22 protein-coding genes are annotated in these 23,404 nt (G+C 73.3%); 12 read left to right on the plus strand and 10 right to left on the minus strand.

All coding sequences use genetic code 11. The features are described 5' to 3' along the window. The first annotated feature begins 100 nt into the window (after window positions 1-100). Complete coding sequence (locus ACGFZF_RS28125; RefSeq protein ID WP_393558584.1) at window positions 101-388, plus strand: hypothetical protein; 288 nt, start codon at window positions 101-103, stop codon at window positions 386-388. A 123-nt stretch (window positions 389-511) separates the two neighbouring features. Here the strand turns inward: ACGFZF_RS28125 and hutH are convergent, their stop codons facing one another. The 5 genes from hutH to ACGFZF_RS28150 all read right to left on the minus strand — a co-directional run bounded on the left by hutH (window position 512) and on the right by ACGFZF_RS28150 (window position 6,657). Beyond that, window positions 512-2,053, minus strand: coding sequence for a histidine ammonia-lyase (gene hutH / locus ACGFZF_RS28130; RefSeq protein WP_393558586.1), 1,542 nt, complete (start codon window positions 2,051-2,053; stop codon window positions 512-514). 120 nt (window positions 2,054-2,173) lie between these two features. Further along, window positions 2,174-3,289: a diguanylate cyclase domain-containing protein gene (locus ACGFZF_RS28135; RefSeq protein ID WP_393558589.1), complete on the minus strand. Its 1,116-nt coding sequence runs from the start codon at window positions 3,287-3,289 to the stop codon at window positions 2,174-2,176. Window positions 3,290-3,446: 157 nt separating this feature from the next. Further along, window positions 3,447-4,244, minus strand: coding sequence for an enoyl-CoA hydratase/isomerase family protein (locus tag ACGFZF_RS28140; protein WP_393558591.1), 798 nt, complete (start codon window positions 4,242-4,244; stop codon window positions 3,447-3,449). Between the two features lie 241 nt (window positions 4,245-4,485). Next, on the minus strand, window positions 4,486-5,625 hold the full coding sequence (locus tag ACGFZF_RS28145; RefSeq protein WP_393558593.1) for an adenylate/guanylate cyclase domain-containing protein: 1,140 nt from the start codon (window positions 5,623-5,625) through the stop codon (window positions 4,486-4,488). 180 nt (window positions 5,626-5,805) lie between these two features. Beyond that, window positions 5,806-6,657: a biotin--[acetyl-CoA-carboxylase] ligase gene (locus ACGFZF_RS28150; RefSeq protein ID WP_393558595.1), complete on the minus strand. Its 852-nt coding sequence runs from the start codon at window positions 6,655-6,657 to the stop codon at window positions 5,806-5,808. 134 nt (window positions 6,658-6,791) lie between these two features. Between ACGFZF_RS28150 and ACGFZF_RS28155 the strand changes: the two genes are divergently transcribed. After that, window positions 6,792-8,384, plus strand: a complete 1,593-nt coding sequence (locus tag ACGFZF_RS28155; RefSeq protein ID WP_147980929.1) for an acyl-CoA carboxylase subunit beta — start codon at window positions 6,792-6,794, stop codon at window positions 8,382-8,384. Between the two features lie 18 nt (window positions 8,385-8,402). Beyond that, window positions 8,403-8,615 carry an acyl-CoA carboxylase subunit epsilon gene (locus ACGFZF_RS28160; RefSeq protein ID WP_147980928.1) on the plus strand — a complete coding sequence of 71 codons (213 nt, stop codon included), beginning with the start codon at window positions 8,403-8,405 and terminating at the stop codon, window positions 8,613-8,615. A gap of 75 nt (window positions 8,616-8,690) precedes the next feature. Here the strand turns inward: ACGFZF_RS28160 and ACGFZF_RS28165 are convergent, their stop codons facing one another. Then, window positions 8,691-10,079 carry an MFS transporter gene (locus ACGFZF_RS28165; protein ID WP_393558598.1) on the minus strand — a complete coding sequence of 463 codons (1,389 nt, stop codon included), beginning with the start codon at window positions 10,077-10,079 and terminating at the stop codon, window positions 8,691-8,693. Window positions 10,080-10,116: 37 nt separating this feature from the next. Between ACGFZF_RS28165 and ACGFZF_RS28170 the strand changes: the two genes are divergently transcribed. The 3 genes from ACGFZF_RS28170 (at window position 10,117) to ACGFZF_RS28180 (ending at window position 11,754) form a co-directional block, all read left to right on the plus strand. Then, window positions 10,117-10,785, plus strand: coding sequence for a TetR/AcrR family transcriptional regulator (locus ACGFZF_RS28170; RefSeq protein ID WP_393558600.1), 669 nt, complete (start codon window positions 10,117-10,119; stop codon window positions 10,783-10,785). 138 nt (window positions 10,786-10,923) lie between these two features. Continuing rightward, window positions 10,924-11,052 (plus strand): morphogenic membrane protein MmpB, encoded by a 129-nt coding sequence (mmpB, locus tag ACGFZF_RS28175; RefSeq protein ID WP_393558602.1) that lies wholly within the window; start codon window positions 10,924-10,926, stop codon window positions 11,050-11,052. A 96-nt stretch (window positions 11,053-11,148) separates the two neighbouring features. Next, window positions 11,149-11,754 carry a nucleoside triphosphate pyrophosphatase gene (locus ACGFZF_RS28180; RefSeq protein WP_356599324.1) on the plus strand — a complete coding sequence of 202 codons (606 nt, stop codon included), beginning with the start codon at window positions 11,149-11,151 and terminating at the stop codon, window positions 11,752-11,754. Between the two features lie 69 nt (window positions 11,755-11,823). On the opposite strand, the gene ACGFZF_RS28185 is transcribed toward ACGFZF_RS28180, so the two are convergent. Continuing rightward, window positions 11,824-12,261 (minus strand): hypothetical protein, encoded by a 438-nt coding sequence (locus ACGFZF_RS28185; protein ID WP_393558605.1) that lies wholly within the window; start codon window positions 12,259-12,261, stop codon window positions 11,824-11,826. A gap of 362 nt (window positions 12,262-12,623) precedes the next feature. Here ACGFZF_RS28185 and ACGFZF_RS28190 point away from each other — a divergent pair, with 362 nt between their 5' ends. Both ACGFZF_RS28190 and ACGFZF_RS28195 read left to right on the plus strand, forming a co-directional pair. Continuing rightward, window positions 12,624-14,378: an acetyl/propionyl/methylcrotonyl-CoA carboxylase subunit alpha gene (locus ACGFZF_RS28190; protein WP_393558607.1), complete on the plus strand. Its 1,755-nt coding sequence runs from the start codon at window positions 12,624-12,626 to the stop codon at window positions 14,376-14,378. A 125-nt stretch (window positions 14,379-14,503) separates the two neighbouring features. Then, window positions 14,504-15,049 carry a TetR/AcrR family transcriptional regulator gene (locus tag ACGFZF_RS28195; RefSeq protein WP_393558609.1) on the plus strand — a complete coding sequence of 182 codons (546 nt, stop codon included), beginning with the start codon at window positions 14,504-14,506 and terminating at the stop codon, window positions 15,047-15,049. 18 nt (window positions 15,050-15,067) lie between these two features. On the opposite strand, the gene ACGFZF_RS28200 is transcribed toward ACGFZF_RS28195, so the two are convergent. Next, complete coding sequence (locus ACGFZF_RS28200) at window positions 15,068-15,991, minus strand: DeoR/GlpR family DNA-binding transcription regulator (protein ID WP_393558890.1); 924 nt, start codon at window positions 15,989-15,991, stop codon at window positions 15,068-15,070. 213 nt (window positions 15,992-16,204) lie between these two features. Continuing rightward, window positions 16,205-17,644 carry an NAD(P)H-quinone dehydrogenase gene (locus ACGFZF_RS28205; protein ID WP_356599332.1) on the minus strand — a complete coding sequence of 480 codons (1,440 nt, stop codon included), beginning with the start codon at window positions 17,642-17,644 and terminating at the stop codon, window positions 16,205-16,207. Window positions 17,645-17,837: 193 nt separating this feature from the next. Between ACGFZF_RS28205 and ACGFZF_RS28210 the strand changes: the two genes are divergently transcribed. From ACGFZF_RS28210 to ACGFZF_RS28225, 4 genes are all read left to right on the plus strand, one after another. After that, on the plus strand, window positions 17,838-18,275 hold the full coding sequence (locus ACGFZF_RS28210; RefSeq protein WP_147980919.1) for a gamma-glutamylcyclotransferase: 438 nt from the start codon (window positions 17,838-17,840) through the stop codon (window positions 18,273-18,275). Window positions 18,276-18,527: 252 nt separating this feature from the next. Then, window positions 18,528-19,331: a purine-nucleoside phosphorylase gene (locus ACGFZF_RS28215; protein WP_147980918.1), complete on the plus strand. Its 804-nt coding sequence runs from the start codon at window positions 18,528-18,530 to the stop codon at window positions 19,329-19,331. Window positions 19,332-19,506: 175 nt separating this feature from the next. Next, window positions 19,507-21,159: a phospho-sugar mutase gene (locus tag ACGFZF_RS28220; protein WP_393558612.1), complete on the plus strand. Its 1,653-nt coding sequence runs from the start codon at window positions 19,507-19,509 to the stop codon at window positions 21,157-21,159. Between the two features lie 170 nt (window positions 21,160-21,329). Next, window positions 21,330-22,520: a hypothetical protein gene (locus tag ACGFZF_RS28225; protein WP_393558614.1), complete on the plus strand. Its 1,191-nt coding sequence runs from the start codon at window positions 21,330-21,332 to the stop codon at window positions 22,518-22,520. A gap of 133 nt (window positions 22,521-22,653) precedes the next feature. On the opposite strand, the gene ACGFZF_RS28230 is transcribed toward ACGFZF_RS28225, so the two are convergent. Next, the gene (locus ACGFZF_RS28230; protein WP_147980915.1) at window positions 22,654-23,289 is read right to left on the minus strand and encodes a PH domain-containing protein; all 636 of its coding nucleotides are present in this window, start codon (window positions 23,287-23,289) and stop codon (window positions 22,654-22,656) included. Window positions 23,290-23,404 lie beyond the last annotated feature (115 nt).

The following is a 23,404-nucleotide window of genomic DNA, read 5'->3' on the forward strand; positions in this document are numbered from 1 at the left end:
CGTAGGCTCCGCGGGGGTCTCGGCTTTCCTGCGACCCGCTGTGTTCATTAGCATCGGCGCACACACCAATTCGCGGTTGCCGCAAGGGGGATCGAAATCTGTGTCCGTCGCACGCCGCCCGCTGCTGACCGCCACTGCTGCCGGAACGCTGTTGTGTGCCCTGTGGTTCGTGCCGTCCGCGAACGCCACCGATGAACAGCGGCCGAACGGCCCGCAGACGTCCCTGACCCAGGAGGGCGGGACGGACGCCGGGACCGGCGGGGACCGCCTGGCGGACACCGGCGCCGGCCTGGACACCACGCCGTACCTGATCGGCGCCACGGGCTTTCTCGGGGTCGGTACGGGGTTCGTGACGCTGGCGATGAGACGCGGCGGCCGGGCCTCCTGACGCGAGGGGGAGCGGCCCGCGGCCACCCCGCAGGACGGCTCCCCCACGACGCGGCGAAGGGCCGCCCCCGTGAGGGGGCGGCCCTTCGTGCCGTCCCGGGCGCGGAGGGCCCGGGACGCGCGGTCAGGCGAGCGGTCCGGTGACCGGCTCGACGGCGGCGACGAGCGCGCCCTCGCGGACGAAGGCGTCGGCGGCCTCCAGGTCGGGGGCCAGGAAGCGGTCCGGGCCCGGGCCCTGGACGCCGGCTTCGCGCAGCGCGGTGATGGCGGCCTGCGAGGCGGGGGCCGGGGTCAGGCCGCGGCGGAGCTCGATGCCGCGGGTGGCGGCGTACAGCTCGACGGCGATGATCCGGTTGAGGTTGCCGATCGCGGTGCGCAGCTTGCGGGCGGCGGACCAGCCCATCGAGACGTGGTCCTCCTGCATGGCGGAGGACGGGATCGAGTCGGCGGAGGCCGGGACGGCGAGCCGCTTCATCTCGCTGACCAGGGCGGCCTGGGTGTACTGGGCGATCATCAGGCCCGAGTCCACGCCGGCGTCGTCGGCGAGGAACGGGGGCAGTCCGTGGGAGCGGTTCTTGTCGAGGAGCCGGTCGGTGCGGCGCTCGGCGATGGAGCCGAGGTCGGCGGCGGCGATCGCCAGGAAGTCCAGGACGTAGGCGACGGGCGCGCCGTGGAAGTTGCCGTTGGAGGCGACCCGGCCGTCGGGGAGCACCACCGGGTTGTCGACGGCGGCGGCCAGCTCGCGCTCGGCGACCAGGCGGGCGTGGGCCATGGTGTCGCGGCCGGCGCCGGCGACCTGGGGGGCGCAGCGGACGGAGTAGGCGTCCTGGACGCGGGGGGCCTCCTCCTCCTGGAAGTGGCCGGTGAGCCCGGAGTCCTTGAGGACGGCGAGCATGTTGGCGGCGGAGGCGCCCTGGCCCGGGTGGGGGCGGATGGCGTGGAGCTCGGGTTCGAGGACCTTCTCGGTGCCGAGGAGGGCTTCGAGGGAGAGTGCCGCGGTGATGTCGGCGGACTTGTACAGGTTGTCGAGGTCGGCGAGGGCCATGACCAGCATGCCGAGCATGCCGTCGGTGCCGTTGAGGAGGGCGAGGCCCTCCTTCTCGCGCAGCTCGACGGGCTCGATGCCGGCGGCGGCCAGCAGCTCGCCGGCGGGCCGGACGGTGCCGTCCGGGCCTTCCGCGTCGCCCTCACCCATCAGCGCGAGCGCGCAGTGGGAGAGCGGGGCGAGGTCGCCGGAGCAGCCGAGGGAGCCGTACTCGTGCACCACCGGGGTGATGCCGGCGTTGAGGAGGTCGGCCATGGTCTGGGCGACCTCGGGGCGGACGCCGGTGTGCCCGGAGGCGAGGGTCTTGAGCCGCAGGAACATCAGCGCGCGGACGACCTCGCGCTCGACGCGCGGGCCCATGCCCGCCGCGTGCGAGCGGACGATGTTGCGCTGGAGCTGGGCGCGCAGCTCGGGGCTGATGTGCCGGGTGGCGAGCGCGCCGAATCCGGTCGAGACCCCGTAGACGGGCTCGGGCTTGGCGGCGAGGGCGTCCACGACGGCCCGCGCGGCGGCCAGGGCCTGCACGGCCTCGGGCGACAGCTCGATGCGGGCGCCGTGCCGGGCGACGTCGATGACGTCCTGCGCGGTGGTGCCGGACGTCCCCAGAACGACGGTGTGCATATTCATATTCAGCAGACTACGGACTGAATCTCAACGTGTCACTAGGGGACGGCCGGACGGGCCGGCAGGGCCACGCAGCGTCACGGCGGCGGGCGCCCGCCGCCGGGGGTCCGCCGGCCCTCAGCGGGGCGGCGCGTCGCGGAAGCGGCGGCGGTCCCGGGCGCCGGGGGGCGCGTCCGCGAGCTGGATGACCGTGCCGTCCCGGCCCGCCACCACCGGTTTCGCCGACCTCGCCGCCTTGGCCTGGTACTGCGCCGCGTCCGCCAGGCGGAAGAGCCGGCGCGCCGACTTCAGCGGCCCGATCGGGTCACCCGTGGACGCGACCCCGCAGGCCACGCCCTCGCCGAGCTCCAGCTCCCCGGCCCGTACGCAGAGCTCGTCGGCGACCGCCACCACCTCGTCGGCCGTCGGCCCGACCGAGAGCAGGCAGAACTCGTCCCCGCCGAGCCGCGCCGAGAGGGCTCCGGGGAGCATCGCGCCGCAGCGCGAGAGCACCGAGCCGAACCGTTCCAGCAGCCGGTCGCCGACGGCGTGACCGTGGGTGTCGTTCACCCGCTTCAGGCCGTTGAGGTCACAGACCACCAGGCTCACCACGGACCCGTCCACGCGGTAGCGCTCGATGGCCTCGTCGAGCCGGGTGTCGACCGCCCGCCGGTTGGCGAGGCCGGTCAGGGGATCCGTGAAGGCCAGCTTGCGCACCTCCTCCAGGCGCTCCGCCTGGGCGATGCCCGCCGCCACCACGGCCGCGAGGACGGCCGCGAAGTCCGCGTCGTCGCGGCCGAAGACAGGTGCCCCGGTCGGCCGGGCCACGTAGAGCTCGCCCCAGGCGCGCCCGTGGAGCACGATCGGCGCGACCACGCAGCAGCCGCGCCCGCGCCGGCGGAGGCCGGCGACGCGGCCGGTGGAGACGGGGTCGGCCGCGGTCTCCACCCAGGCGTCCGGTTCGCCGCCGCCGGCCCAGCGCTCGTGCAGGAACTCCGTGATCTCGGGGAACTGGTGCACGGGGTAGGTCTCGGCGTCGGGGAACTCCTCCTCCCCGGGGGCCCGCTCCCCCGCGTTCACCAGCACCCTGAGGCGTCCGCGGTCGCGCTCCCAGACCGACAGGGCGGCGAAGGCTCCGTCGAGAGCCCGGCAGGCGCCGAGCGCCGCCGCCCGCCAGAACTCGCGTGGTGTGTGGGCCGCCGCCATCGCCTGCGCCAGCGCCACCACGGCCCGAAGCCGCGCATCCTCTCCCATTCCTCCAGCTTAGGGAGGTTTGGTCCATTTTCACTGGTGAGGCATCACGGAAAGTGACATGACCGGACACAGGGACGAATTCCCGAGGCGGCCTCGGTGGCGCGCCCGGGCACCCCGGACGGCGCCCGGCCCTCACGGGATCCCGGGCGCCGTCCGCTCACTCACCGGGCCACGCGGGCTTCCGCTTCTCGTTGAAGGCCGCCACGCCCTCCGCCCGGTCCCCGGAGAAGGCCACCGCACGCCAGGCCGCGTCCTCGACCTCCAGGCCCGCCCGCAGGTCCAGGCCGTGGCCGAGGCGCATGGCCCGCTTGGCGGCGCGCAGGCCGACGGGCGAGTTCGCCGCGATGCGCCCTGCGAGCTCCAGCGCGGCCGTCCGGGCGTCCTCCTCCAGGAGGTCGACCAGCCCGAGGGCGTGCGCCTCGGCGGCTTCGACCCGGCGGGCCGTGAAGACCAGCTCGGCCGCGCGGGCGGCGCCCACCCGGCGCGGCAGCAGCTGCGTGCCGCCGCCGCCCGGGATCACGCCCACGGAGACCTCGGGCAGACCGACCACGGCCGTGGCGTCGGCCACGATCACGTCGCAGGCGAGCGCCAGCTCGAAACCGCCGCCCAGCGCGAAGCCGTGCACCGCGGCGATCGTCGGCATCGGCAGCTCCAGGACGCCGGTGTAGCCGGCGCGCGAGGTGGGGCGCTGGCGGAGCATGTCGGCGTCGGTGAAGGAGTTGCGCTCCTTGAGGTCGGCGCCGACGCAGAACGCCCGGTCGTTGGACGAGGTCAGCACGGTCACCCGGACCGACGCGTCCTCCGCCAGGGCCGCGCAGGCGGCGGTGATGGAGCGGGCCATCTCCAGGGAGACCGCGTTCATCGCCTTGGGCCGGTCGAGGACGAACTCCGCGACGTGCCCCTGCCTGCGTACCGCCACGAACTCGCCAAAGCGCTGCTCGGCCTGCTCGGTCATGATCGCTCCCTCCCGGTTAACGAGTGTTCACCGGGGATCCTAGGCGGTGTCCCGCCGATCGCGCCGGGGTCCGGTCCGGCCCGGCCGGATACCGCGCAAGGCGGCCCGGACGAAGGGCTCAGGACGGCGGGCGGCCCGGACGGGAAGCGCTCATGACGGCCGGCGGCCCGGACGGGGCGTCGGCGCGCCGGCTCAAGGGAGGGGTCGGTGCCGGCGACCGAGTACCGCCGTCGGCGCCGGCTCAGGACGGCCGGCGGCTCAGCTGCCAGGGCTCCACGACCCCGAGGCCACGCACCGGCCGCTGCCACATCGGCTGCAGCGCGAAGCGGTAGGCGGGCGGCTCCTCGCCCTCCTTCTCGGCCCGGGCGGCCTCCTCGGCGGCCCCGGTCTCGGAGACCGGGGCGTCCCCGGTCCGGGTGAGCTCCTCGGCGAGCGCTCCGTCGACCAGCACGGCGTCCTTGGGCGCTATCGACGTGAGCCGGCTGGCCAGGTTCACGGTCGTGCCGAAGACGTCGCCCATCCGCGTCGTCACGGTGCCGAAGGCGATGCCGACGCGCAGCGAGGGCATGGTGTCGTCGTGGCCGAGCGTCTCGATCAGCCGCAGGGCGATCTCGGCGGCCGTGCCCGCGTCGTCGGCGCAGTACAGCACCTCGTCACCGAGCGTCTTGATCAGGCGTCCGCCGTGCGCGGCGACCAGGTCGGCGCAGGTGGTCTCGAAGGCCTCGACCAGCTCGCCGAGCTCCTCCTCCTCCAGGCGGCGGGTCAGCCGGGTGAAGCCGACGAGGTCGGCGAAGCCCACGGCGAGCCGGCGGTCGACCATCTCCTCGTCGTCCGCGGCCTGCACGACCCGGCCGGTGGCGGCGGCGAGCTGCCGGCGCCAGACGTAGATGAGGAACTCCTCCAGCTCCGGCAGGAGCAGCTCGACCAGCGGGTACGTGACCTCGGTCCGGGTCATGCCGGGCTCGGGCGGCTCGGTCAGGCCCTCCAGGAACGAGTCGATCTGCCATTCGGCCAGCCGGGCGGTGGTCTGCCCGGTGGACCGGGCGACCTGCACGGCCATCGGCTCGCTCAGCAGCCCGGCCTCGACGAGACCGGCCAGCCGCCGCAGGGCGAGCACGTCCGCCTCGGTGAGGGCCTTGGCCTGTCCGATGTCGGCGAAGCCCATGGCCCGCCAGAAACGGGAGGCCAGCTCCATGGAGACACCGGCCGTGCGGGCGGCCTGGAAGGGGGTGTAGCGCCGGTCGGCGCCGAGGATGAGCTGTTCGAGGCGGATCGCCAGGGGGTCGTCGCTCGGCTCGGCGGTGTGGTCGACGACATGGTGAGGAGTGGGGTACGTGGGTGGCTCGACCGTGCCGCCGTCGCCCGCGTCGTCGACGGTCACCGGCCGCCTCCTGCCCGTTCCCTGCCCACTGCCCTGCCGATCTGTCGCCTGGATCGCGCTCCACGATACGACAGGTGTGTGCTGGCTCACGCCCGAACCGTCACCGGACGTCGCATCCTGGCGTCGGGGACACGTGTTCCACGGAAGCGGACACCCGTCCCCGACGTCCTGCCGGGAAGGCTACGACTCCGCGCGGACGTGCACGATGTCGCCCGCGGAGACGGCTTCCGTGCCGCCGCCCTCCGTGGCCACCACCAGACGGCCGTCGCCGTCCAGCGTCACCGCCTCCCCTTCCAGCATCCGCTCTCCGGGCAGCTCCGCGCGAACGCGGCGGCCCAGGGTCGCGCAGCCCTCGGTGTACGCGGCCTGGAGTCCGGAGGCCACCGGGTCGCCGCCGGCCCGCACCCACTGGCCGTACCACTGCTCCAGGGACCTGAGGACGGCCCTCAGCAGCGGGTCACGGTCCGTGGAGACCGCGTCCGCCAGCAGCAGCGAGCCGGCGGTGGGGACCGGGAGTTCGGCCTCACCCAGGGTGACGTTGATGCCGAGGCCGACGACGATCCCGTCCTCGCCGGCCCGCTCGGCGAGGATCCCGCCGGCCTTGCGTTCCTCGCCGCCGACGGAAATCAGCAGGTCGTTCGGCCATTTGAGGGAGATGTCCACGCCGGCCGCCTTCGCGAGCCCGGTCGCCGCCGCCACGCCGGTGAGCAGCGGCAGCCAGCCCCAGCGGTGCACCGGCACCGCGGGCTTGAGCAGGACGGAGACGAAGATCCCGGACCGCGCGGGGGCGACCCAGCTGCGGTCGAGCCGGCCGCGCCCGGAGGACTGCTCCTCGGCGACGAGCACCGCGCCTTCGGGGAGGTCACCGGCGCGGGCCGCGAGGTCGGAGTTGGTGGAGCCGGTCGTGGGGACCACGTCGAGCGAGGTCCACAGACCGTCGGGGGTCACGAGCGCGCGGCGCAGGGCTGCGGCGTTGAGCGGGGGCCTGTCCAGGTCGGACCAGGGCCCTCCTGAGCCATGAGAGGACGTCATGCAAGTCAGCCTAGGTGTGGCAAACACCGCAGTGCCGAACCGTATCGGCGTCGATACGCTACGGGTCAGTAGGCAGGCAGTAGCCCATTGGTAGTCAACGAACCCCCCGTGACCAGGCAGGGAGCCGCATCCCGATGTCCGAGTCGGTACAGCCACAAGAAATCGACATTCACACGACCGCGGGCAAGATCGCGGATCTGCAGCGCCGTATTGACGAGGCGACCCATGCCGGTTCCGAGCGCGCCGTGGAGAAGCAGCACGCGAAGGGCAAGCTGACTGCGCGTGAGCGGATCGCCCTGCTGCTCGACGAGGGCTCCTTCGTCGAGCTCGACGAGCTGGCCCGGCACCGCTCGACCAACTTCGGCCTGGAGAAGAACCGTCCGTACGGCGACGGTGTCGTCACCGGCTACGGCACGGTCGACGGCCGCCCCGTCGCCGTCTTCTCGCAGGACTTCACGGTCTTCGGCGGCGCCCTCGGCGAGACCTTCGGCCAGAAGATCATCAAGGTGATGGACTTCGCGCTGAAGACCGGTTGCCCGGTCATCGGCATCAACGACTCCGGCGGCGCGCGCATCCAGGAGGGTGTCAACGCGCTGGGCATGTACGGCGAGATCTTCCGCCGCAACACCCACGCCTCGGGCGTCATCCCGCAGATCTCGCTGGTCGTCGGCCCGTGCGCGGGCGGCGCGGTCTACTCCCCCGCGATCACCGACTTCACGGTGATGGTGGACCAGACCTCGCACATGTTCATCACCGGTCCGGACGTGATCAAGACGGTGACCGGCGAGGACGTCGGCTTCGAGGAGCTGGGCGGCGCGCGGACGCACAACACCACGTCCGGGGTCGCCCACCACATGGCGGGCGACGAGAAGGACGCGATCGAGTACGTCAAGTCCCTGTTGTCGTACCTGCCTTCGAACAACCTGTCCGAGCCGCCCGCGTTCCCCGAGGTCGCCGACACCGAGGTGACGGACGAGGACCGCGAGCTGGACGTCCTGATCCCGGACTCCGCGAACCAGCCGTACGACATGCACACGGTCATCGAGCACGTCGTCGACGACGGCGAGTTCCTGGAGACCCAGGCGCTCTTCGCCCCGAACATCCTCACCGGCTTCGGCCGGGTCGAGGGCTTCCCGGTCGGCGTCGTCGCCAACCAGCCGATGCAGTTCGCCGGCTGCCTGGACATCGACGCGAGCGAGAAGGCCGCGCGTTTCGTCCGCACCTGCGACGCCTTCAACATCCCGGTGCTGACCTTCGTGGACGTGCCCGGCTTCCTGCCGGGTGTCGACCAGGAGTACGGCGGCATCATCCGCCGCGGCGCCAAGCTGATCTACGCCTACGCCGAGGCGACCGTCCCGCTCATCACGGTCATCACGCGCAAGGCCTTCGGCGGCGCCTACGACGTCATGGGCTCCAAGCACCTGGGCGCCGACCTCAACCTGGCGTGGCCCACCGCGCAGATCGCGGTCATGGGCGCGCAGGGCGCGGTCAACATCCTGCACCGCAGGACCATCGCCGCCGCGGACGACCAGGACGCCGAGCGCGCCCGGCTCATCCAGGAGTACGAGGACACCCTGCTCAACCCGTACACGGCGGCCGAGCGCGGCTACATCGACGGCGTGGTCATGCCGTCGGACACCCGCCCGCAGATCGTGAAGGGCCTGCGTCAGCTGCGCTCGAAGCGGGAAAGCCTGCCTCCGAAGAAGCACGGCAACATCCCTCTCTAGGCCTGCAGGAGGGTCGCCATGATCAAGGTCGTACGAGGAAACCCGACCCCGGAGGAGCTGGCCGCCGCCCTGGCGGTGGTCCAGGCCCGGGCCGCGGCGACGGCGGCGGCGTCCGCCGCCGGCAGCGGCCCGGAGGTCCCCGAGGGCTGGTCCGACCCGTCGCGGATCGCCCGCGGGGTGCGCCACCGGCCCGGGCCGCGCTCCTGGGCGCGGTCCTACTGGCCCGCGTAGCCGGACGAGAAGACGAACGAGCGAGAGAAGGCCGGACCCCATGTGCGGGGGGTCCGGCCTTCTCGTCGTCCCGGGTCACGCGCGGCGCAGGAAGAACCCGGCCAGGACCGCGCCGGTGAGCACGATCGCCGCGTTGACCAGGACCGCGAGGCCGATGCCGTCGAGGACCGTGGTCGAGGTGACGACGACGGCGCTCATGATCGGCGTGCCCATGGTGATGCCGATCTGCTGGGTCATGGTGGCCAGGCCGGTCGCCATGCCCTGCTCGGAGTCCGGCAGCCCGGAGGTGGCCGTGACCATGAAGCCGACGATGGCGAGCATGTTGCCGACCCCGCCGAGGAAGGTGGCGGTGAGCAGCAGCCAGAGCCCGCTCCGGTCGTCGCCGAGGGCGTGGAGGGCGACGGTCGCCGCGGCCTGGAGAAGTCCGCCGGCGACGAGGGCCGTACGGGCGCCGTGGCGGCCGATGAAGCGGGGAGCGAGGACCCCGCCGACGACGGTTCCCGCGCCCAGGACGCCGAAGGAGAGCCCGGCGGCGAGCGGCGAGAAGCCGAGGACGTCCTGGAGGTAGAGCGTCATCAGGAAGACCAGCGAGGTCTCGGTGACGAAGGCGACGAGCCCGGCGAGGTTGCCCCAGACGACCGTGCGGCGCCCCAGGATGCGCAGGGGCACGAGCGGGGAGGCGGCGCGCTTCTCGACGGCCCGGAAGGCGGTCAGCAGCACGGCGCCGACGCCGAGGGCGGTCAGGGCGACGGAGTCGGTCCAGCCGCGCTCGCCGGCCGCGGTGAGGCCGTAGACGAGGGCGAGGAGGCCGCCGGTGACGGTGATCGCGCCGGGGATGTCGAGCCGCGGACGGACCTGGGGACGGCTCTCCCGGAGGACGGCGGGGGCGACGAGGAGGACGGCGAGCGCGACCGGCACGTTGATGAAGAAGGCCCAGCGCCAGGAGAGCAGGTCGGTCAGGACGCCGCCGAGGACGGCGCCGGTGGTGAACCCGGCCGACATCAGAGCGCCGTTGAGGCCCAGCGCCTTGTCGCGCAGTGGTCCCTCGGGGAAGGACGAGGTGAGCAGGGACAGGCCGGCCGGGGTGACCGCGGCGGTGGCCAGGCCCTGGGCGACCCGGGCGGCCATGAGCATCTCGGGGCCGGTGGCCAGGCCGCCCACCAGGGAGGAGAGGCCGAGGACGGCCATGCCGCCGAGGAAGATCCGGCGGCGGCCGACGATGTCGGCGACGCGCCCGAACAGCAGGGTGAATCCGGCGGCCGCGAGGGCGAAGGCGGTGGCGATCCACTGCAGGTGGGCGAGGGAGAAGCCGAGTCCTTCGCCGATGACGGGCAAGGCGACGTTCAGGATCGAGAAGTCGACGGCCAGCATGAACTGGGCGACGAGCAGGACGAGGAGGACGAGCCGCATCCGCCCGTCCATGCGGGTGGACGCGGGTGCGGCGGTGACATCGAGGGCAACCATCAGCGGGACCCCTTAATGGGATGCTGGTTCCGTTAGGATGCCCAGGACCGTAGCAGACTGGAGAGCATTAATGGAACAGGAGACCCGTTTGAGCGAGAGCCGACCGGCCGTGCCCGGCACCGTGCGCCCCGGCGGCCGCACCGCGAAGGTGCGGCAGGCCGTACTCGAAGCCACCGAGGACGCCCTGGCCGCCGCGGGCTTCCACGCGCTGAACATGGACCACATCGCCGCCAGCGCCGGCGTCGGCAAGACCACCGTCTACCGACGCTGGGGCTCGCCCGTCGGGCTCGTCGCGGACCTGCTGCGCGACATGGCCGACCGCTCCCTGCCCGCCTCGGACACCGGCAGCCTGGCCGGCGACCTGCGGGCCAACGCCACGCTCGTGCTCAGGACGCTCACCGACAGCCGGATGGGCGCGGTCTTCCGCGCCGTCGTCGCGGCGGCCGCCTGCGACGAGGAATGCGCCGAGGCGCTGAACGGCTTCTACCGGGCCCGCCTGGAGGAATGGGCCCCGGTCGCCGGCCGGGGCGCCGCGCGCGGCGAGATCTCCCCGGACACGGACGGCACGGAGCTGCTGCGCGCGGTCTCGGCCCCGCTCTACTACCGCTTCATGATCACGCGCGAGCCGCTGGGCCCGGCGGACGCGGAACGGGCGGTGGCGGCCGCCCTGGCGGCGGCGGAGGCCGGGGCGTTCGCCGCGCGCTGACCGGCGGCGGGGGGCGGGGCCGCGGCCGGGCAGCGGCGAGCCGGCGGCCCCGCGGGCGCGGAAATGGTCCGTCGGCACCGGCGCGCCTGAGTACGGGTACTCAGGCGCGCCCGCCCTCACGCGCGCAGGATCGACCTCATGCTGTGGTCCGACCCGGAGAACGAGCCGCCTGAGGAGATGCGGGACATGCAGGCGATGCTCCGCCGCGCCTCCATCCTGCTGGCGCTGGCGATGCTGGTCGCCATGCTGGCGGCCGGCCTGCACTGACACACGCGCCGCGCCCCCGCCCGCACGGGCACGCGCCGCGCCCCGGCCTGCCGGACACGCCCCGCACCGGGGGCCCGTACTGGCTACGCTGCCCCCATGACTGCTGATCGCCGCCGTGTCGTGCTCGCCTCCGCCTCCCCCGCCCGTCTCGGACTGCTGCGGCAGGCCGGACTCGCCCCCGAGGTCATCGTGAGCGGCGTCGACGAGGACAAGGTGCACGCCCCCACCCCGGCCGAACTCGCGCTCTCGCTCGCCGAGGCCAAGGCCGCCCACGTGGCCGCCCGCCCGGAGGCCTTCGGCGCCCTCGTCATCGGCTGCGACTCGGTCCTCGAACTGGACAAGCAGGCCCTCGGCAAGCCCGCGGACGCCGAGGAGGCGACGGCCCGCTGGCACGCGATGCGCGGCCGGGTGGGCATCCTGCAGACGGGCCACTGCGTCTACGACACCGCCGCCAAGCGCTACGAGTCGGCGACCGCCTCGACCGTCGTCCGCTTCGGCGATCCGACGGACGCCGAGATCGCGGCCTACGTGGCCAGCGGCGAACCGCTGCACGTGGCGGGCGCGTTCACCCTCGACGGGCGCTCGGCGCCGTTCATCCAGGGGATCGACGGGGACCCGGGCAACGTGATCGGCCTGTCCCTGCCCCTGCTGCGCACCCTGCTCGGGAAGCTGGGCGTCTCCATCACCGACCTCTGGGAGTGACGGGCGGCCCCCGCCGGACGGCCGGGTCCCGCCGGGGCCCGGCCGGTGCTCCGCCGCGCCCGGCAGGACCTACGCGGGCGTCGGCGACGCCCCGGACTCCCGCTCCGGCACCTCGGTGTCCTTCCCGTAGGCCACCAGGGTCAGCACGATCAGCCCGAGCACGAGCACCATGAACGCGAACGCGCCCCAGCCGATCAGACCCACCGTCACGGCACCGAGCACACCGTGCACGACCGCGCAGCCGACGAGCAGGATCCGGCCCGCCCGGCCGGGACGCCGGTCCCGTACACCCGCGAGCAGGGCGACGAGGGCGCACAGGGCGAGCAGGGCGCCCGAGACGATGCCGAGCGCCCATGTGCCGGTGACCATCGCGTCCGGGTCCATCCCGTCCAGGGACATGGACTGGACCTCCAGGAAGCGCGCCATGACCGCGTTGAGGGCGACGATGCCGGGTGCCTCCAGAAGGAGCACCGCCGCCGTCACGAGTGCTATCGGTCTCCGGGCCACCTCGGCCACCCCCTGTTGACGGCTGTTACCTGCAGTACGGACGACAGCGCGAAGGCTACTGACTGGTAAACCCGGGGACAAGGGTTCGTGCGGCGGAACGGAACGGCAAAGAATCACTGGGCCATTCGTAGGGACTCCACAAAGAAACCCGTTCGGCGACTGGCTCCAGGAACAGAGACCTGCGCCACACCTCGGAGCTACTGTGCCGTAAAGGAACCCTGCGTACCGTGGTACGACAAGGGATTTCACGACCCGAGCAGGCCTGGTATCACGCTCCGTGTGGGCAAGCTCACCACTGGGGACGGGTCGAAAGGCCGTGTCGGCAGTCCCTAAACTCAGCTTGTTTCAAGGAGGGAGCCATCGTGCGCAAGGTGCTCATCGCCAACCGTGGCGAAATCGCTGTCCGCGTAGCCCGGGCCTGCCGGGACGCCGGGATCGCCAGCGTAGCCGTCTACGCCGACCCGGACCGGGACGCTCTGCACGTCCGCGCGGCCGACGAGGCGTTCGCTCTGGGCGGTGACACCCCGGCCGCCAGCTATCTGGACATGGCCAAGGTGCTGCAGGCGGCGAAGGACGCGGGGGCGGACGCGATCCACCCCGGTTACGGCTTCCTGTCCGAGAACGCCGAATTCGCCCAGGCCGTTCTCGACGCCGGTCTGACCTGGATCGGCCCGCCGCCGCAGGCCATCCGCGACCTCGGCGACAAGGTGGCGGCCCGTCACATCGCCCAGCGCGCGGGCGCCCCGCTCGTCGCGGGCACGCCCGACCCGGTCTCCGGCGCCGACGAGGTCGTCGAGTTCGCCAAGGAGAACGGCCTGCCGATCGCCATCAAGGCGGCGTTCGGCGGCGGCGGTCGCGGCCTCAAGGTCGCCCGCACGCTCGAAGAGGTCCCCGAGCTCTACGACTCCGCCGTCCGCGAGGCCGTCGCCGCCTTCGGTCGCGGCGAGTGCTTCGTCGAGCGCTACCTCGACAAGCCGCGCCACGTCGAGACCCAGTGCCTCGCCGACTCGCACGGCAACGTCGTCGTCGTCTCCACCCGTGACTGCTCGCTGCAGCGCCGCCACCAGAAGCTCGTCGAGGAGGCGCCCGCGCCGTTCCTGACCGAGGAGCAGAACGCGGAGCTGTACGCCGCCTCGAAGGCGATCCTGAAGGAGGCCGGCTACGTCGGCGCCGGCACGGTCGAGTTCCTGGTCGGCCTCGACGGCACGATCTCCTTCCTGGAGGTCAACACCCGTCTGCAGGTCGAGCACCCGGTCACCGAAGAGGTCACCGGCATCGACCTGGTCCGCGAGATGTTCCGGATCGCCGACGGCGAGGAGCTCGGCTACGACGACCCGGCCATAAGGGGTCACTCGTTCGAGTTCCGGATCAACGGTGAGGACCCGGGCCGCAACTTCCTGCCCGCCCCGGGCACCGTCACCACCTTCGCCGCGCCGTCCGGCCCCGGTGTCCGCCTGGACGCGGGCGTCGAGTCCGGTTCGGTCATCGGCCCGGCCTGGGACTCGCTCCTGGCCAAGCTGATCGTCACCGGCGCCACCCGCGAGCAGGCGCTGCAGCGCGCCGCCCGCGCGCTGGCGGAGTTCCAGGTGGAGGGCATGGCCACGGCCATCCCGTTCCACCGCGCCGTGGTCGTCGACCCGGACTTCACCGCGGACCCGTTCCGGGTCCACACCCGGTGGATCGAGACCGAGTTCGTCAACGAGATCAAGCCGTTCGCGCCGGCCGGCGCCGACGCGGACGAGGACGAGGCCGGTCGCGAGACCATCGTCGTCGAGGTCGGCGGCAAGCGTCTCGAGGTCTCCCTGCCGTCCTCGCTCGGCATGACCCTGGCCCGTACGGGTCTGGCCGCGGGCGCCAAGCCGAAGCGCCGTGCCGCGAAGAAGTCCGGCCCGACGGCCTCCGGTGACACCCTCGCCTCCCCGATGCAGGGCACCATCGTGAAGGTGGCCGTCGAGGAGGGCCAGGAGGTCAAGGAGGGCGACCTCATCGTGGTCCTGGAGGCCATGAAGATGGAGCAGCCGCTCAACGCGCACCGCGCGGGCACCGTCAAGGGCCTGTCCGCCGAGGTCGGCGCGTCGATCACCTCCGGCGCCGCGATCTGCGAGATCAAGGACTGATCCGCACCCGGATCCGGTCCGAAGGGCCCGCAGGCGCATCCGCCTGCGGGCCCTTCGCCGATCCGCCCCGGCCGCCACCCGGCCCGGCCGTCCCGCCCGATTCACGCGCCGACCCGAGGAGTCCCATGCGTGCCGACGCGCGCCGCAACCACGAGCGCCTGCTCGCCGAGGCCCGCGCCTCCTTCGCGGAGCACGGCACCGACGCCTCCCTGGAGGACGTCGCCCGACGCGCGGGCGTCGGGATCGGCACGCTCTACCGGCACTTCCCGAACCGGGACGCGTTGATGAGCGCGGTGTTCCAGGAGGCCCTGGCGGCCCTCCTGCAGCACTCGCACGACCTCGCGGAGGCCGAGGACCCGTGCCGGGCGCTCGTGGAGTGGCTGCGTGCCCTGATCACCCACGCGGGTGAGTACCGGGGGCTCGCGCGCGCCCTGATGTCGGCTTCGCACGACGGGAGTTCGGCGCTCTCCCGGTGCAGCGTGCCGTTGCGCGCGGCCGGCGAGCGGCTGCTCGCCCGTGCCCGGGCGGCGGGCACGGTCCAGGACGACGTGTCCATCGGCGATCTGATGCAGCTCACCAACGCGATCGCGCTGGCGGCCGAACAGACTCCGGAGGACACGGGCCTGGCGGACCGTCTGCTCATGCTGACCCTGCGAGGGCTCAGCAGGTGAGGCGGCGGCCGGACCGCCTCAGCGCCGGCGCATGTCCGCGACCCGTGCCGTGCGCTCCGGTACGAGCGCCTCGGCGGCCAACGCGGCCGTGGGGCCGCGGAACTGACCGCCCGGATGCCTGGCGCGCTGCCCCGGGAGCGGGACGTCACGACGGGGCCGGCCGCCCGGGGGGACCGTGTCACCCGCGGGTCCCGCCCCCGTACCGGCCACCGCGATCTGGACGCCCTGGTCGGCCAGGGCCTGCAGTTCGGTGGCGGCCCGGTCGTCGTGCGCCGGGGGTTCGTCGGTCACCAGCCGCGTGATCACGTCCGTCGGCACCGTCTGGAACATGGTGTCGGTGCCGAGCTTGGTGTGGTCGGCCAGCACCACGACCTCCGCCGCCGCCTGGACCAGCGCCCGGTCCACGCTCGCGGAGAGCATGTTGGAGGTGGACAGGCCGCGCTCGGCGGTCAGGCCGCTGCCGGAGAGGAAGGCACGGGAGACCCGCAGGCCCTGCAGGGACTGTTCGGCCCCGCTGCCCACGAGCGCGTAGTTCGAGCCACGCAGCGTGCCGCCGGTCATGACGACCTCGACACGGTTGGCATGGGCCAGCGCCTGGGCGACGAGCAGCGAATTGGTGACGACGGTCAGGCCCGGCACACGGGCGAGCCGTCGGGCCAGCTCCTGAGTGGTCGTCCCCGCGCCGACGACGATGGCCTCGCCCTCTTCGACGAGGCTCGCGGCGACGTCGGCGATGGCCGTCTTCTCGGCCGTGGCCAGATGGGATTTCTGCGGGAAGCCGGATTCCCGGGTGAAACCGCCCGGCAATACGGCACCGCCGTGCCGGCGGTCGAGGAGTCCTTCTGCCTCCAGCGCCCGCACGTCCCGCCGTACGGTCACTTCTGAGGTCTGGACGACGCGGGCGAGCTCACGGAGCGACACGGCCCCGTTGGCGCGCACCATTTCGAGGATCAACTGACGACGTTCTGCAGCGAACACGAAACTGACAGTAACCTGACCGGCCGATACTTTTCAGCACTATGCGCCGAATTGCAGAAGATGCACACAGACGGGGCCTCCAGGTGGTATGGGAGGCCCCGTCGTCGATCGCCGCGCGCGGCGACTTGCCCGGGGGTGCCGGGGGTTGTCCGGATCGGTGCAGGCCGGGGGCCCGTACTAGCCCTCGCCGCCCGCCTTTCGGGTGTGCAACTGCCGTGCCACTTCCGCGATCGAGCCCGACAGGGAGGGGTACACGGTGAAAGCCTTTGCGATCTGTTCCACCGTCAGATTGTTGTCGACCGCGATCGAGATGGGATGGATCAGCTCGCTCGCGCGGGGGGCGACGACGCAGCCGCCCACCACGATGCCCGTGCCCGGCCGGCAGAAGATCTTGACGAAGCCGTCCCGGATGCCCTGCATCTTCGCGCGCGGGTTGCGCAGCAGCGGCAGCTTGACGACGCGGGCGTCGATCTTGCCCGCGTCCACGTCGGCCTGGGTGTAACCGACGGTGGCGATCTCGGGGTCGGTGAAGACGTTCGAGGAGACCGTCTTCAGGTTCAGCGGGGCCACCGCGTCGCCGAGGAAGTGGTACATCGCGATCCGGCCCTGCATGGCGGCGACCGAGGCGAGCGCGAAGACTCCGGTGACGTCGCCGGCCGCGTAGACGCCGGGGGCGGAGGTGCGCGAGACCTTGTCGGTCCAGATGTGACCCGAGTCCTTGAGCCGGACGCCGGCCTCCTCCAGACCCATTCCGGCCGAGTTCGGGATCGCGCCGACCGCCATCAGGCAGTGGGTGCCGGAGATGACCCGGCCGTCGGCCAGCGTGACCTCGACCCGGTCGCCGACCCGCTTGGCGGACTCGGCGCGCGAGCGTGCCATGACGTTCATGCCGCGGCGGCGGAAGACGTCCTCGAGGACGGCCGCGGCGTCCGGGTCCTCGCCGGGCAGCACGCGGTCGCGGGAGGAGACGAGGGTGACCCGGGAGCCGAGGGCCTGGTAGGCACCGGCGAACTCGGCGCCCGTCACACCGGAACCGACCACGATGAGCTCCTCGGGGAGCTCCTTCAGGTCGTAGACCTGCGTCCAGTTCAGGATCCGCTCGCCGTCGGGCTGCGCGTCGGGCAGCTCGCGCGGGTGGCCGCCGGTCGCGATCAGCACGGCGTCGGCGGTCAGCGACTCCTCGGTGCCGTCGGCGGCGGTCACGATCACCTGTCGCGAGCCGTCCACGGCCTGGCGTCCGGAGAGCCGGCCGCGGCCGCGCAGGACCCGGGCGCCGGCCCGGGTGACGGAGGCGGTGATGTCGTGCGACTGGGCGAGCGCGAGGCGCTTCACCCGTCGGTTGACCTTCCCGAGGTCCACGCCGACGACACGGGCGGCCTGGTCGATGTGCGGGGTGTCGTCGGCGACGATGATGCCCAGTTCCTCGTACGAGGAGTCGAAGGTGGTCATCACCTCGGCCGTCGCGATGAGGGTCTTGGAGGGGACACAGTCGGTCAGGACGGACGCGCCGCCGAGGCCGTCGCAGTCGACGACGGTCACCTCCGCGCCGAGTTGGGCGCCCACCAGGGCCGCCTCGTATCCGCCGGGTCCGCCGCCGATGATCACGATCCGGGTCACGTGGGTTACGCCTCGCGCTCTCGTTCTGCCGGGGGGTCCCCCGCTGGGCTGCAGTGCGTACGCCATTGTCCCGCACGCTTCAAGTGCGTACCCCATTGTCCCGCACGCCGCGGGTGTCCTCGCGCCGGGGCCTCCATACGGCCCCACCACGGACTTCCGCGACCACCCCTCCCCCTCCCGTACCCTCGACCCCATGTCGCTCTACGCCGCGTACGCCGGCAACCTCGACGCGCGGCTCATGACCCGCCGCGCCCCGCACTCCCCGCTGCGCGGCACCGGCTGGCTCAACGGCTGGCGGCTGACCTTCGGCGGCGAGCAGATGGGCTGGGAGGGGGCACTGGCCACGATCGTGGAGGCACCGCGCTCCCAGGTCCTCGTCGCGCTCTACGACATCGCGCCGATGGACGAGGACTCCATGGACCGCTGGGAGGGCGTCGGACTCGACATCTACCGGCGGATGCGGGTGCGGGTGCACACCCTGGACGGCGAGGAGCCGGCCTGGGTCTACGTGCTCAACGCCTACGAGGGCGGACTGCCCTCGGCCCGCTACCTCGGCGAGATCGCGGACGCGGCGGAGTCGGCGGGCGCGCCGCACGACTACGTGATGGAGCTGCGCAAGCGCCCCTGCTGAGGGCTGTCCGGGCGCGGCGCCGCCCGATTGCGCCCGTGACGGGCCTCACGCGCCGGCTCGTGGCGGTATCGGTGTGGCGGAAGGCATCGACCCGCCACCACCTCGACGTTCGTCGGAAACGACAAGACAACGATCGCATGTCCGTCAGCATCGTCATCTACGCGCGTAGGAATTCTCGGGCTACGCTTCTGCGCGTAGGAAAACCGTCCGGGGCTCCCCCCTCGGACCCCCCTCCCCGAGGCGAGAGAGTCAGTGAACGCAACTGCCACCCCGTACGAGGCCGCCGAGGCCGCTGCCACGCGCCTTCGCGAGCTGACCGGCACCGAGACCCACGACGTCGCCCTGGTGATGGGCTCCGGCTGGGCCCCCGCCGTCGACGCGCTCGGCGCCCCGGAGGCCGAGTTCCCGGTCACCGAGCTGCCCGGCTTCCCGCCGCCGGCCGTCGAGGGACACGGCGGCAAGGTCCGCTCGTACAAGATCGGTGAGAAGCGGGTCCTGGTCTTCCTGGGCCGTACGCACTTCTACGAGGGCCGGGGCGTCGCCTCCGTCGCCCACGGTGTGCGCACCGCCGTCGCCGCCGGCTGCAAGACCGTCGTGCTGACCAACGGCTGCGGCGGCCTGCGCGAGGGCATGCGCCCCGGTCAGCCCGTGCTGATCAGCGACCACATCAACCTGACGGCCGCCTCCCCGATCGTCGGCGCCAACTTCGTGGACCTCACCGACCTCTACTCGCCGCGGCTGCGCACGCTGTGCAAGGAGATCGACGAGACCCTCGAAGAGGGCGTCTACGTGCAGTTCCCCGGGCCGCACTACGAGACCCCGGCCGAGATCAACATGGTCCGCGTCATGGGCGGCGACCTGGTCGGCATGTCCACCGTCCTGGAGGCCATCGCGGCCCGCGAGGCCGGCGCCGAGGTCCTGGGCATCTCGCTCGTCACCAACCTGGCCGCGGGCCTGTCGGGCGAGCCGCTGAACCACGAGGAGGTCCTCCAGGCCGGCCGCGACTCCGCGGCCCGGATGGGCGAGCTGCTCACCCGGGTGCTCGACCGCATCTGATCACCGGCGCAGGCCGCCGCGCGGGACTCCTCCCCCGCCCCTTCCCGAACCGGCCCCGACGGCGCCCGAGACGCGGGGGCCGGGACGGAGCACCCGGTTACGGGAGGGGCCGGGGCGGGGAAGAGAAACTCCCGCCCCACCCGTCGCACCGCCCGTACCTCGAAAGGCACCCACCGTGACGCAGGACGACCTCATCGCCCGGGCCCAGGCCTGGCTCGCCGAGGACCCCGACAGCGAGACCCGCGACGAGCTCGCCAGGCTCATCGAGTCCGGTGACCGCGCCGAGCTCGCCGACCGGTTCGCCGGCACCCTCCAGTTCGGCACCGCCGGCCTGCGCGGCGAACTGGGCGCGGGCCCGATGCGGATGAACCGCTCCGTGGTGATCCGCGCCGCGGCCGGCCTCGCCGCGTACCTCAAGGCGAAGGGCCAGGAGGGGGGCCTCGTCGTCGTCGGCTACGACGCCCGCTACAAGTCCGCCGACTTCGCCCGTGACACGGCCGCCGTCATGACCGGCGCCGGGCTGCGCGCGGCCGTGCTGCCGCGCCCGCTGCCGACGCCCGTGCTCGCGTACGCCATAAGGCACCTGGGCGCCGTGGCCGGCGTCGAGGTGACCGCCAGCCACAACCCGCCGCGGGACAACGGCTACAAGGTCTACCTCGGCGACGGCTCGCAGATCGTGCCGCCGGCCGACGCGGAGATCGCCGCCGAGATCGCCGCCGTGCGCGCGCTCGCCGACGTGGCCCGCCCGGAGGAGGGCTGGGAGACCCTGGGCGACGAGGTCCTGGACGCCTACCTGGCCCGTACGGACGCCGTGCTGACCCCGGGCTCGCCCCGCACCGTGCGGACCGTCTACACGGCCATGCACGGCGTCGGCAAGGAAGTTCTGGCGGCCGCCTTCGCCCGGGCCGGATTCCCGCCGCCGGCGCTCGTCGCCGAGCAGGCCGACCCGGACCCGGCGTTCCCGACGGTGGCGTTCCCGAACCCGGAGGAGCCGGGCGCCATGGACCTCGCCTTCGAGGCGGCCCGTGCCGTGGACCCCGACATCGTGATCGCCAACGACCCCGACGCCGACCGGTGCGCGGTGGCCGTGCCGGACTCCTCCGTCGAGGGCGGCTGGCGGATGCTGCGCGGTGACGAGGTGGGCGCGCTGCTCGCCGCGCACCTCGTGCACAAGGGTGCCCGGGGCGTGTTCGCCGAGTCGATCGTGTCGTCCTCGCTGCTCGGCCGGATCGCCGAGGCCGCGGGCGTCGGCTACGAGGAGACCCTGACGGGCTTCAAGTGGATCGCCCGGGTGGAGGGGCTGCGGTACGGCTACGAGGAGGCGCTCGGCTACTGCGTCGACCCCGAGGGCGTCCGCGACAAGGACGGCATCACGGCCGCGCTGCTGGTCGCCGAGCTGGCCTCGGTCCTCAAGGAGCAGGGCCGGAGCCTGACGGGTCTGCTCGACGACCTGGCCGTGGCCCACGGACTGCACGCCACCGACCAGCTGTCGGTGCGGGTCGACGACCTGAGCGTCATCTCCGACGCGATGAGCGCGCTGCGCGAGCGCCCGCCGGTCTCGCTGGCGGGTCTGACCGTGACGACGGCGGAGGACCTGACGAAGGGCACGGAGTCGCTGCCCCCGACCGACGGTCTGCGCTACTACCTGGAGGGCGAGTTCCGCGCCCGGGTCATCGTCCGGCCCAGCGGCACGGAGCCGAAGCTCAAGTGCTACCTGGAGGTCGTGATCCCGGTGGCCGACGCCGGCGAGCTGACGACCGCCCGCGCGAAGGGCGCCGAGGTACTCGCCGCGATCAAGCAGGACCTGGCGGCCGCGGCCGGGCTCTGAGCCCGGGACTCCCCCGAGGGGCCCGTACGGAGACACCTCCGTACGGGCCCCTCGTGGTGTTCCCGTGCGGGTGAATTCGGTACGGCAACGGACCCAAGGGCGTCGCGAGGCCACGGGGTCCGCGCCAGGGTGACCCCGGTATCCCACCGCGCATCCCTGGAGCCGCCGCCGTGCCCCCGGTCCTGACCGCCCGACCGACCGTCCCCGCCTCGCGGCGGCCCCTCCCGTCGCGCGGGCCCCGGGTTCCCCCGCGGGTGCGCGGCAGCCTGCGGCACGCGGCCCCGGCGCTGCTCGGCTACGTCGCCGTGCGGCTGGTGGGCCTGATCGTGCTGGCGCGCTGGTCGCACCTCCAGGGGCACGGCGTCTGGCCCGTGCTCGCCTCCTCCTGGGACTCCCACTGGTACCTGGGCATCGCCGACCACGGCTACACGCACGAGTCCGGCGACCCCGCGGGCACTCCGCCGCGGAGCCTGGCCTTCTTCCCGCTCTACCCGTTCCTGGTGAAGGCCGTCGCGGCCGTCACCCCCGGTTCGCGCGCCTCCGTCGGCCTGGTGATCGCGGTGGTCTGCTCGCTGGCCGCCGCCTGGGGCGTGTTCGCGGTCGGCGACCGGCTGCACGGGCGCCGGGCGGGCGTGGTCCTGGCGGTGCTGTGGGGCGCGCTGCCGGTGGGCGTCGTCCAGTGGATGGGGTACACGGAGTCGCTGTTCACCGCGCTGGCGGCGTGGGCGCTGTACGCGGTCCTGGACGGGCGCTGGGCGTGGGCCGCGGGCCTGTGCGTGGCGGCGGGGCTGACCCGGCCGACCGGTGTGGCGGTCGCGGCGGCGGTGGCCGCCGCCGCCCTGCCGGCCGTACGCCGGGGCGACCGCCGGGCCCTCGCGGCGGCCGCCGCCGCGCCGCTGGGCTGGCTCGGCTACGTGGGCTGGGTGGCGTGGCGGGAGGGCCGCGCGGACGGCTACTTCGCCGTCCAGCGGGTGTGGGGCAACGAGTGGGACGGCGGCGCGGTGACCCGCCGGGAGCTGCGCGACCACCTGGTCTACAACAAGGACCCGCAGTTCTTCCTGGCGGTCGTGTCGGTGGTGCTTCTCGTCTCGGCCGGCCTGTACCTGCTGTGCCTGACCGACCGCCAGCCGGCCGCGCTGCTGGTGTTCACGGGCGTCCTGCTGCTGGTGGTGCTCGGCAGCGGCGGCGTCTACTTCCCGCGCGCCCGGTTCCTGGTCCCGGCGTTCCCGCTGCTGCTCCCGATCGCCGTGGCGGTCTCCCGCGCCCGCCGCCCGGTGGCGGTCCTGACGCTGACCGCGGCGGCGCTGTCGTCGGCATGGCTGGGCGGCCACATGCTGCTGGTGTGGCCGGGACCGCCGTGACGGGTGCGCGCGGTCCGGTGGCCGGGGCCCACGGCCGGGTCCGGGCGGCCGGATCCGGGCGACGGGAGCAACGGCGAAGGGGCCGGTCACACCCGAGGGTGTGGCCGGCCCCTTCGTCCGTGCGGGGCGGCGGTCAGCCCGTGGCCAGCAGGATCACCAGCAGCACCAGGCCCGCCGCGGCCGGGGCGATGACCTCGTAGGCCCAGCGCACCCGGGGCTCGCCCTGGGCACCGGGGCGGCCGGCGCAGCGCTCGGCGAGTTCGCGGAGGTCGGCGATCGTCTGGTCGGCCGGGGCCACCCGCGACTGGGAGTCCCGCACGTCCGCGGTGACGGAGGTGCGGCGGTGCGGGTCGTCCTGCGAGGCGCGGGCCTGGCGGCGGGCCGCCGACTTGCGCTGGCGCAGCGAGACCGGGATCGACCAGAGCTGGTACTTGGCACCGGACTGGGTGAAGACCTCGCTGGAGTAGCCGGCGCGGACGTCGGCGACGGCCGCCCACGGCAGCGTGATGTTGCGGAAGGGGTTGCGGATCCGGAGCCGGTCCTCGTTCGCGTAGACCGCGGGACGGATCGTGAAGGCCACGACGAGCGGCACCACGAGCAGCAGCCCCGCCAGCGCCACCCACGGCGTCCTGCCCTCGCCCCGCACCATCGCGTCGATGCAGAACCAGGCGGCGAGGCCGATCAGCAGGACACCGCCCGCGATCCCGAGGGGCGAACGGAAGACGCGGTCGGCGTAGGCCGGCTCGGCGGGCGGCTGGGGGGTCGTCATAGGGCCGATTCTGCCTCACGCGCGCGCGGGCGCCTCGGCGGTCGCTCCGGCCTCCGGGGACAGCTCGGACGAGCGGGTCGGAATCGACCGGGGCTGTACAGGTCGCTACGCGCGT

The organism is Streptomyces sp. NPDC048338, from assembly GCF_043201055.1.
Lineage (GTDB): Bacteria > Actinomycetota > Actinomycetes > Streptomycetales > Streptomycetaceae > Streptomyces.

What these genes read in the sequence shown, in the direction of transcription:
- hutH (WP_393558586.1), bottom strand. Translation starts at nt 2,053, where the DNA reads ATGCACACCGTCGTTCTGGGGACGTCCGGCACCACCGCGCAGGACGTC.
- ACGFZF_RS28135 (WP_393558589.1), bottom strand. Translation starts at nt 3,289, where the DNA reads ATGGGAGAGGATGCGCGGCTTCGGGCCGTGGTGGCGCTGGCGCAGGCG.
- ACGFZF_RS28140 (WP_393558591.1), bottom strand. Translation starts at nt 4,244, where the DNA reads ATGACCGAGCAGGCCGAGCAGCGCTTTGGCGAGTTCGTGGCGGTACGC.
- ACGFZF_RS28150 (WP_393558595.1), bottom strand. Translation starts at nt 6,657, where the DNA reads ATGACGTCCTCTCATGGCTCAGGAGGGCCCTGGTCCGACCTGGACAGG.
- ACGFZF_RS28155 (WP_147980929.1), top strand. Translation starts at nt 6,792, where the DNA reads ATGTCCGAGTCGGTACAGCCACAAGAAATCGACATTCACACGACCGCG.
- ACGFZF_RS28160 (WP_147980928.1), top strand. Translation starts at nt 8,403, where the DNA reads ATGATCAAGGTCGTACGAGGAAACCCGACCCCGGAGGAGCTGGCCGCC.
- ACGFZF_RS28165 (WP_393558598.1), bottom strand. Translation starts at nt 10,079, where the DNA reads ATGGTTGCCCTCGATGTCACCGCCGCACCCGCGTCCACCCGCATGGAC.
- ACGFZF_RS28170 (WP_393558600.1), top strand. Translation starts at nt 10,117, where the DNA reads ATGCCCAGGACCGTAGCAGACTGGAGAGCATTAATGGAACAGGAGACC.
- mmpB (WP_393558602.1), top strand. Translation starts at nt 10,924, where the DNA reads ATGCTGTGGTCCGACCCGGAGAACGAGCCGCCTGAGGAGATGCGGGAC.
- ACGFZF_RS28180 (WP_356599324.1), top strand. Translation starts at nt 11,149, where the DNA reads ATGACTGCTGATCGCCGCCGTGTCGTGCTCGCCTCCGCCTCCCCCGCC.
- ACGFZF_RS28195 (WP_393558609.1), top strand. Translation starts at nt 14,504, where the DNA reads ATGCGTGCCGACGCGCGCCGCAACCACGAGCGCCTGCTCGCCGAGGCC.
- ACGFZF_RS28200 (WP_393558890.1), bottom strand. Translation starts at nt 15,991, where the DNA reads ATGGTGCGCGCCAACGGGGCCGTGTCGCTCCGTGAGCTCGCCCGCGTC.
- ACGFZF_RS28210 (WP_147980919.1), top strand. Translation starts at nt 17,838, where the DNA reads ATGTCGCTCTACGCCGCGTACGCCGGCAACCTCGACGCGCGGCTCATG.
- ACGFZF_RS28230 (WP_147980915.1), bottom strand. Translation starts at nt 23,289, where the DNA reads ATGACGACCCCCCAGCCGCCCGCCGAGCCGGCCTACGCCGACCGCGTC.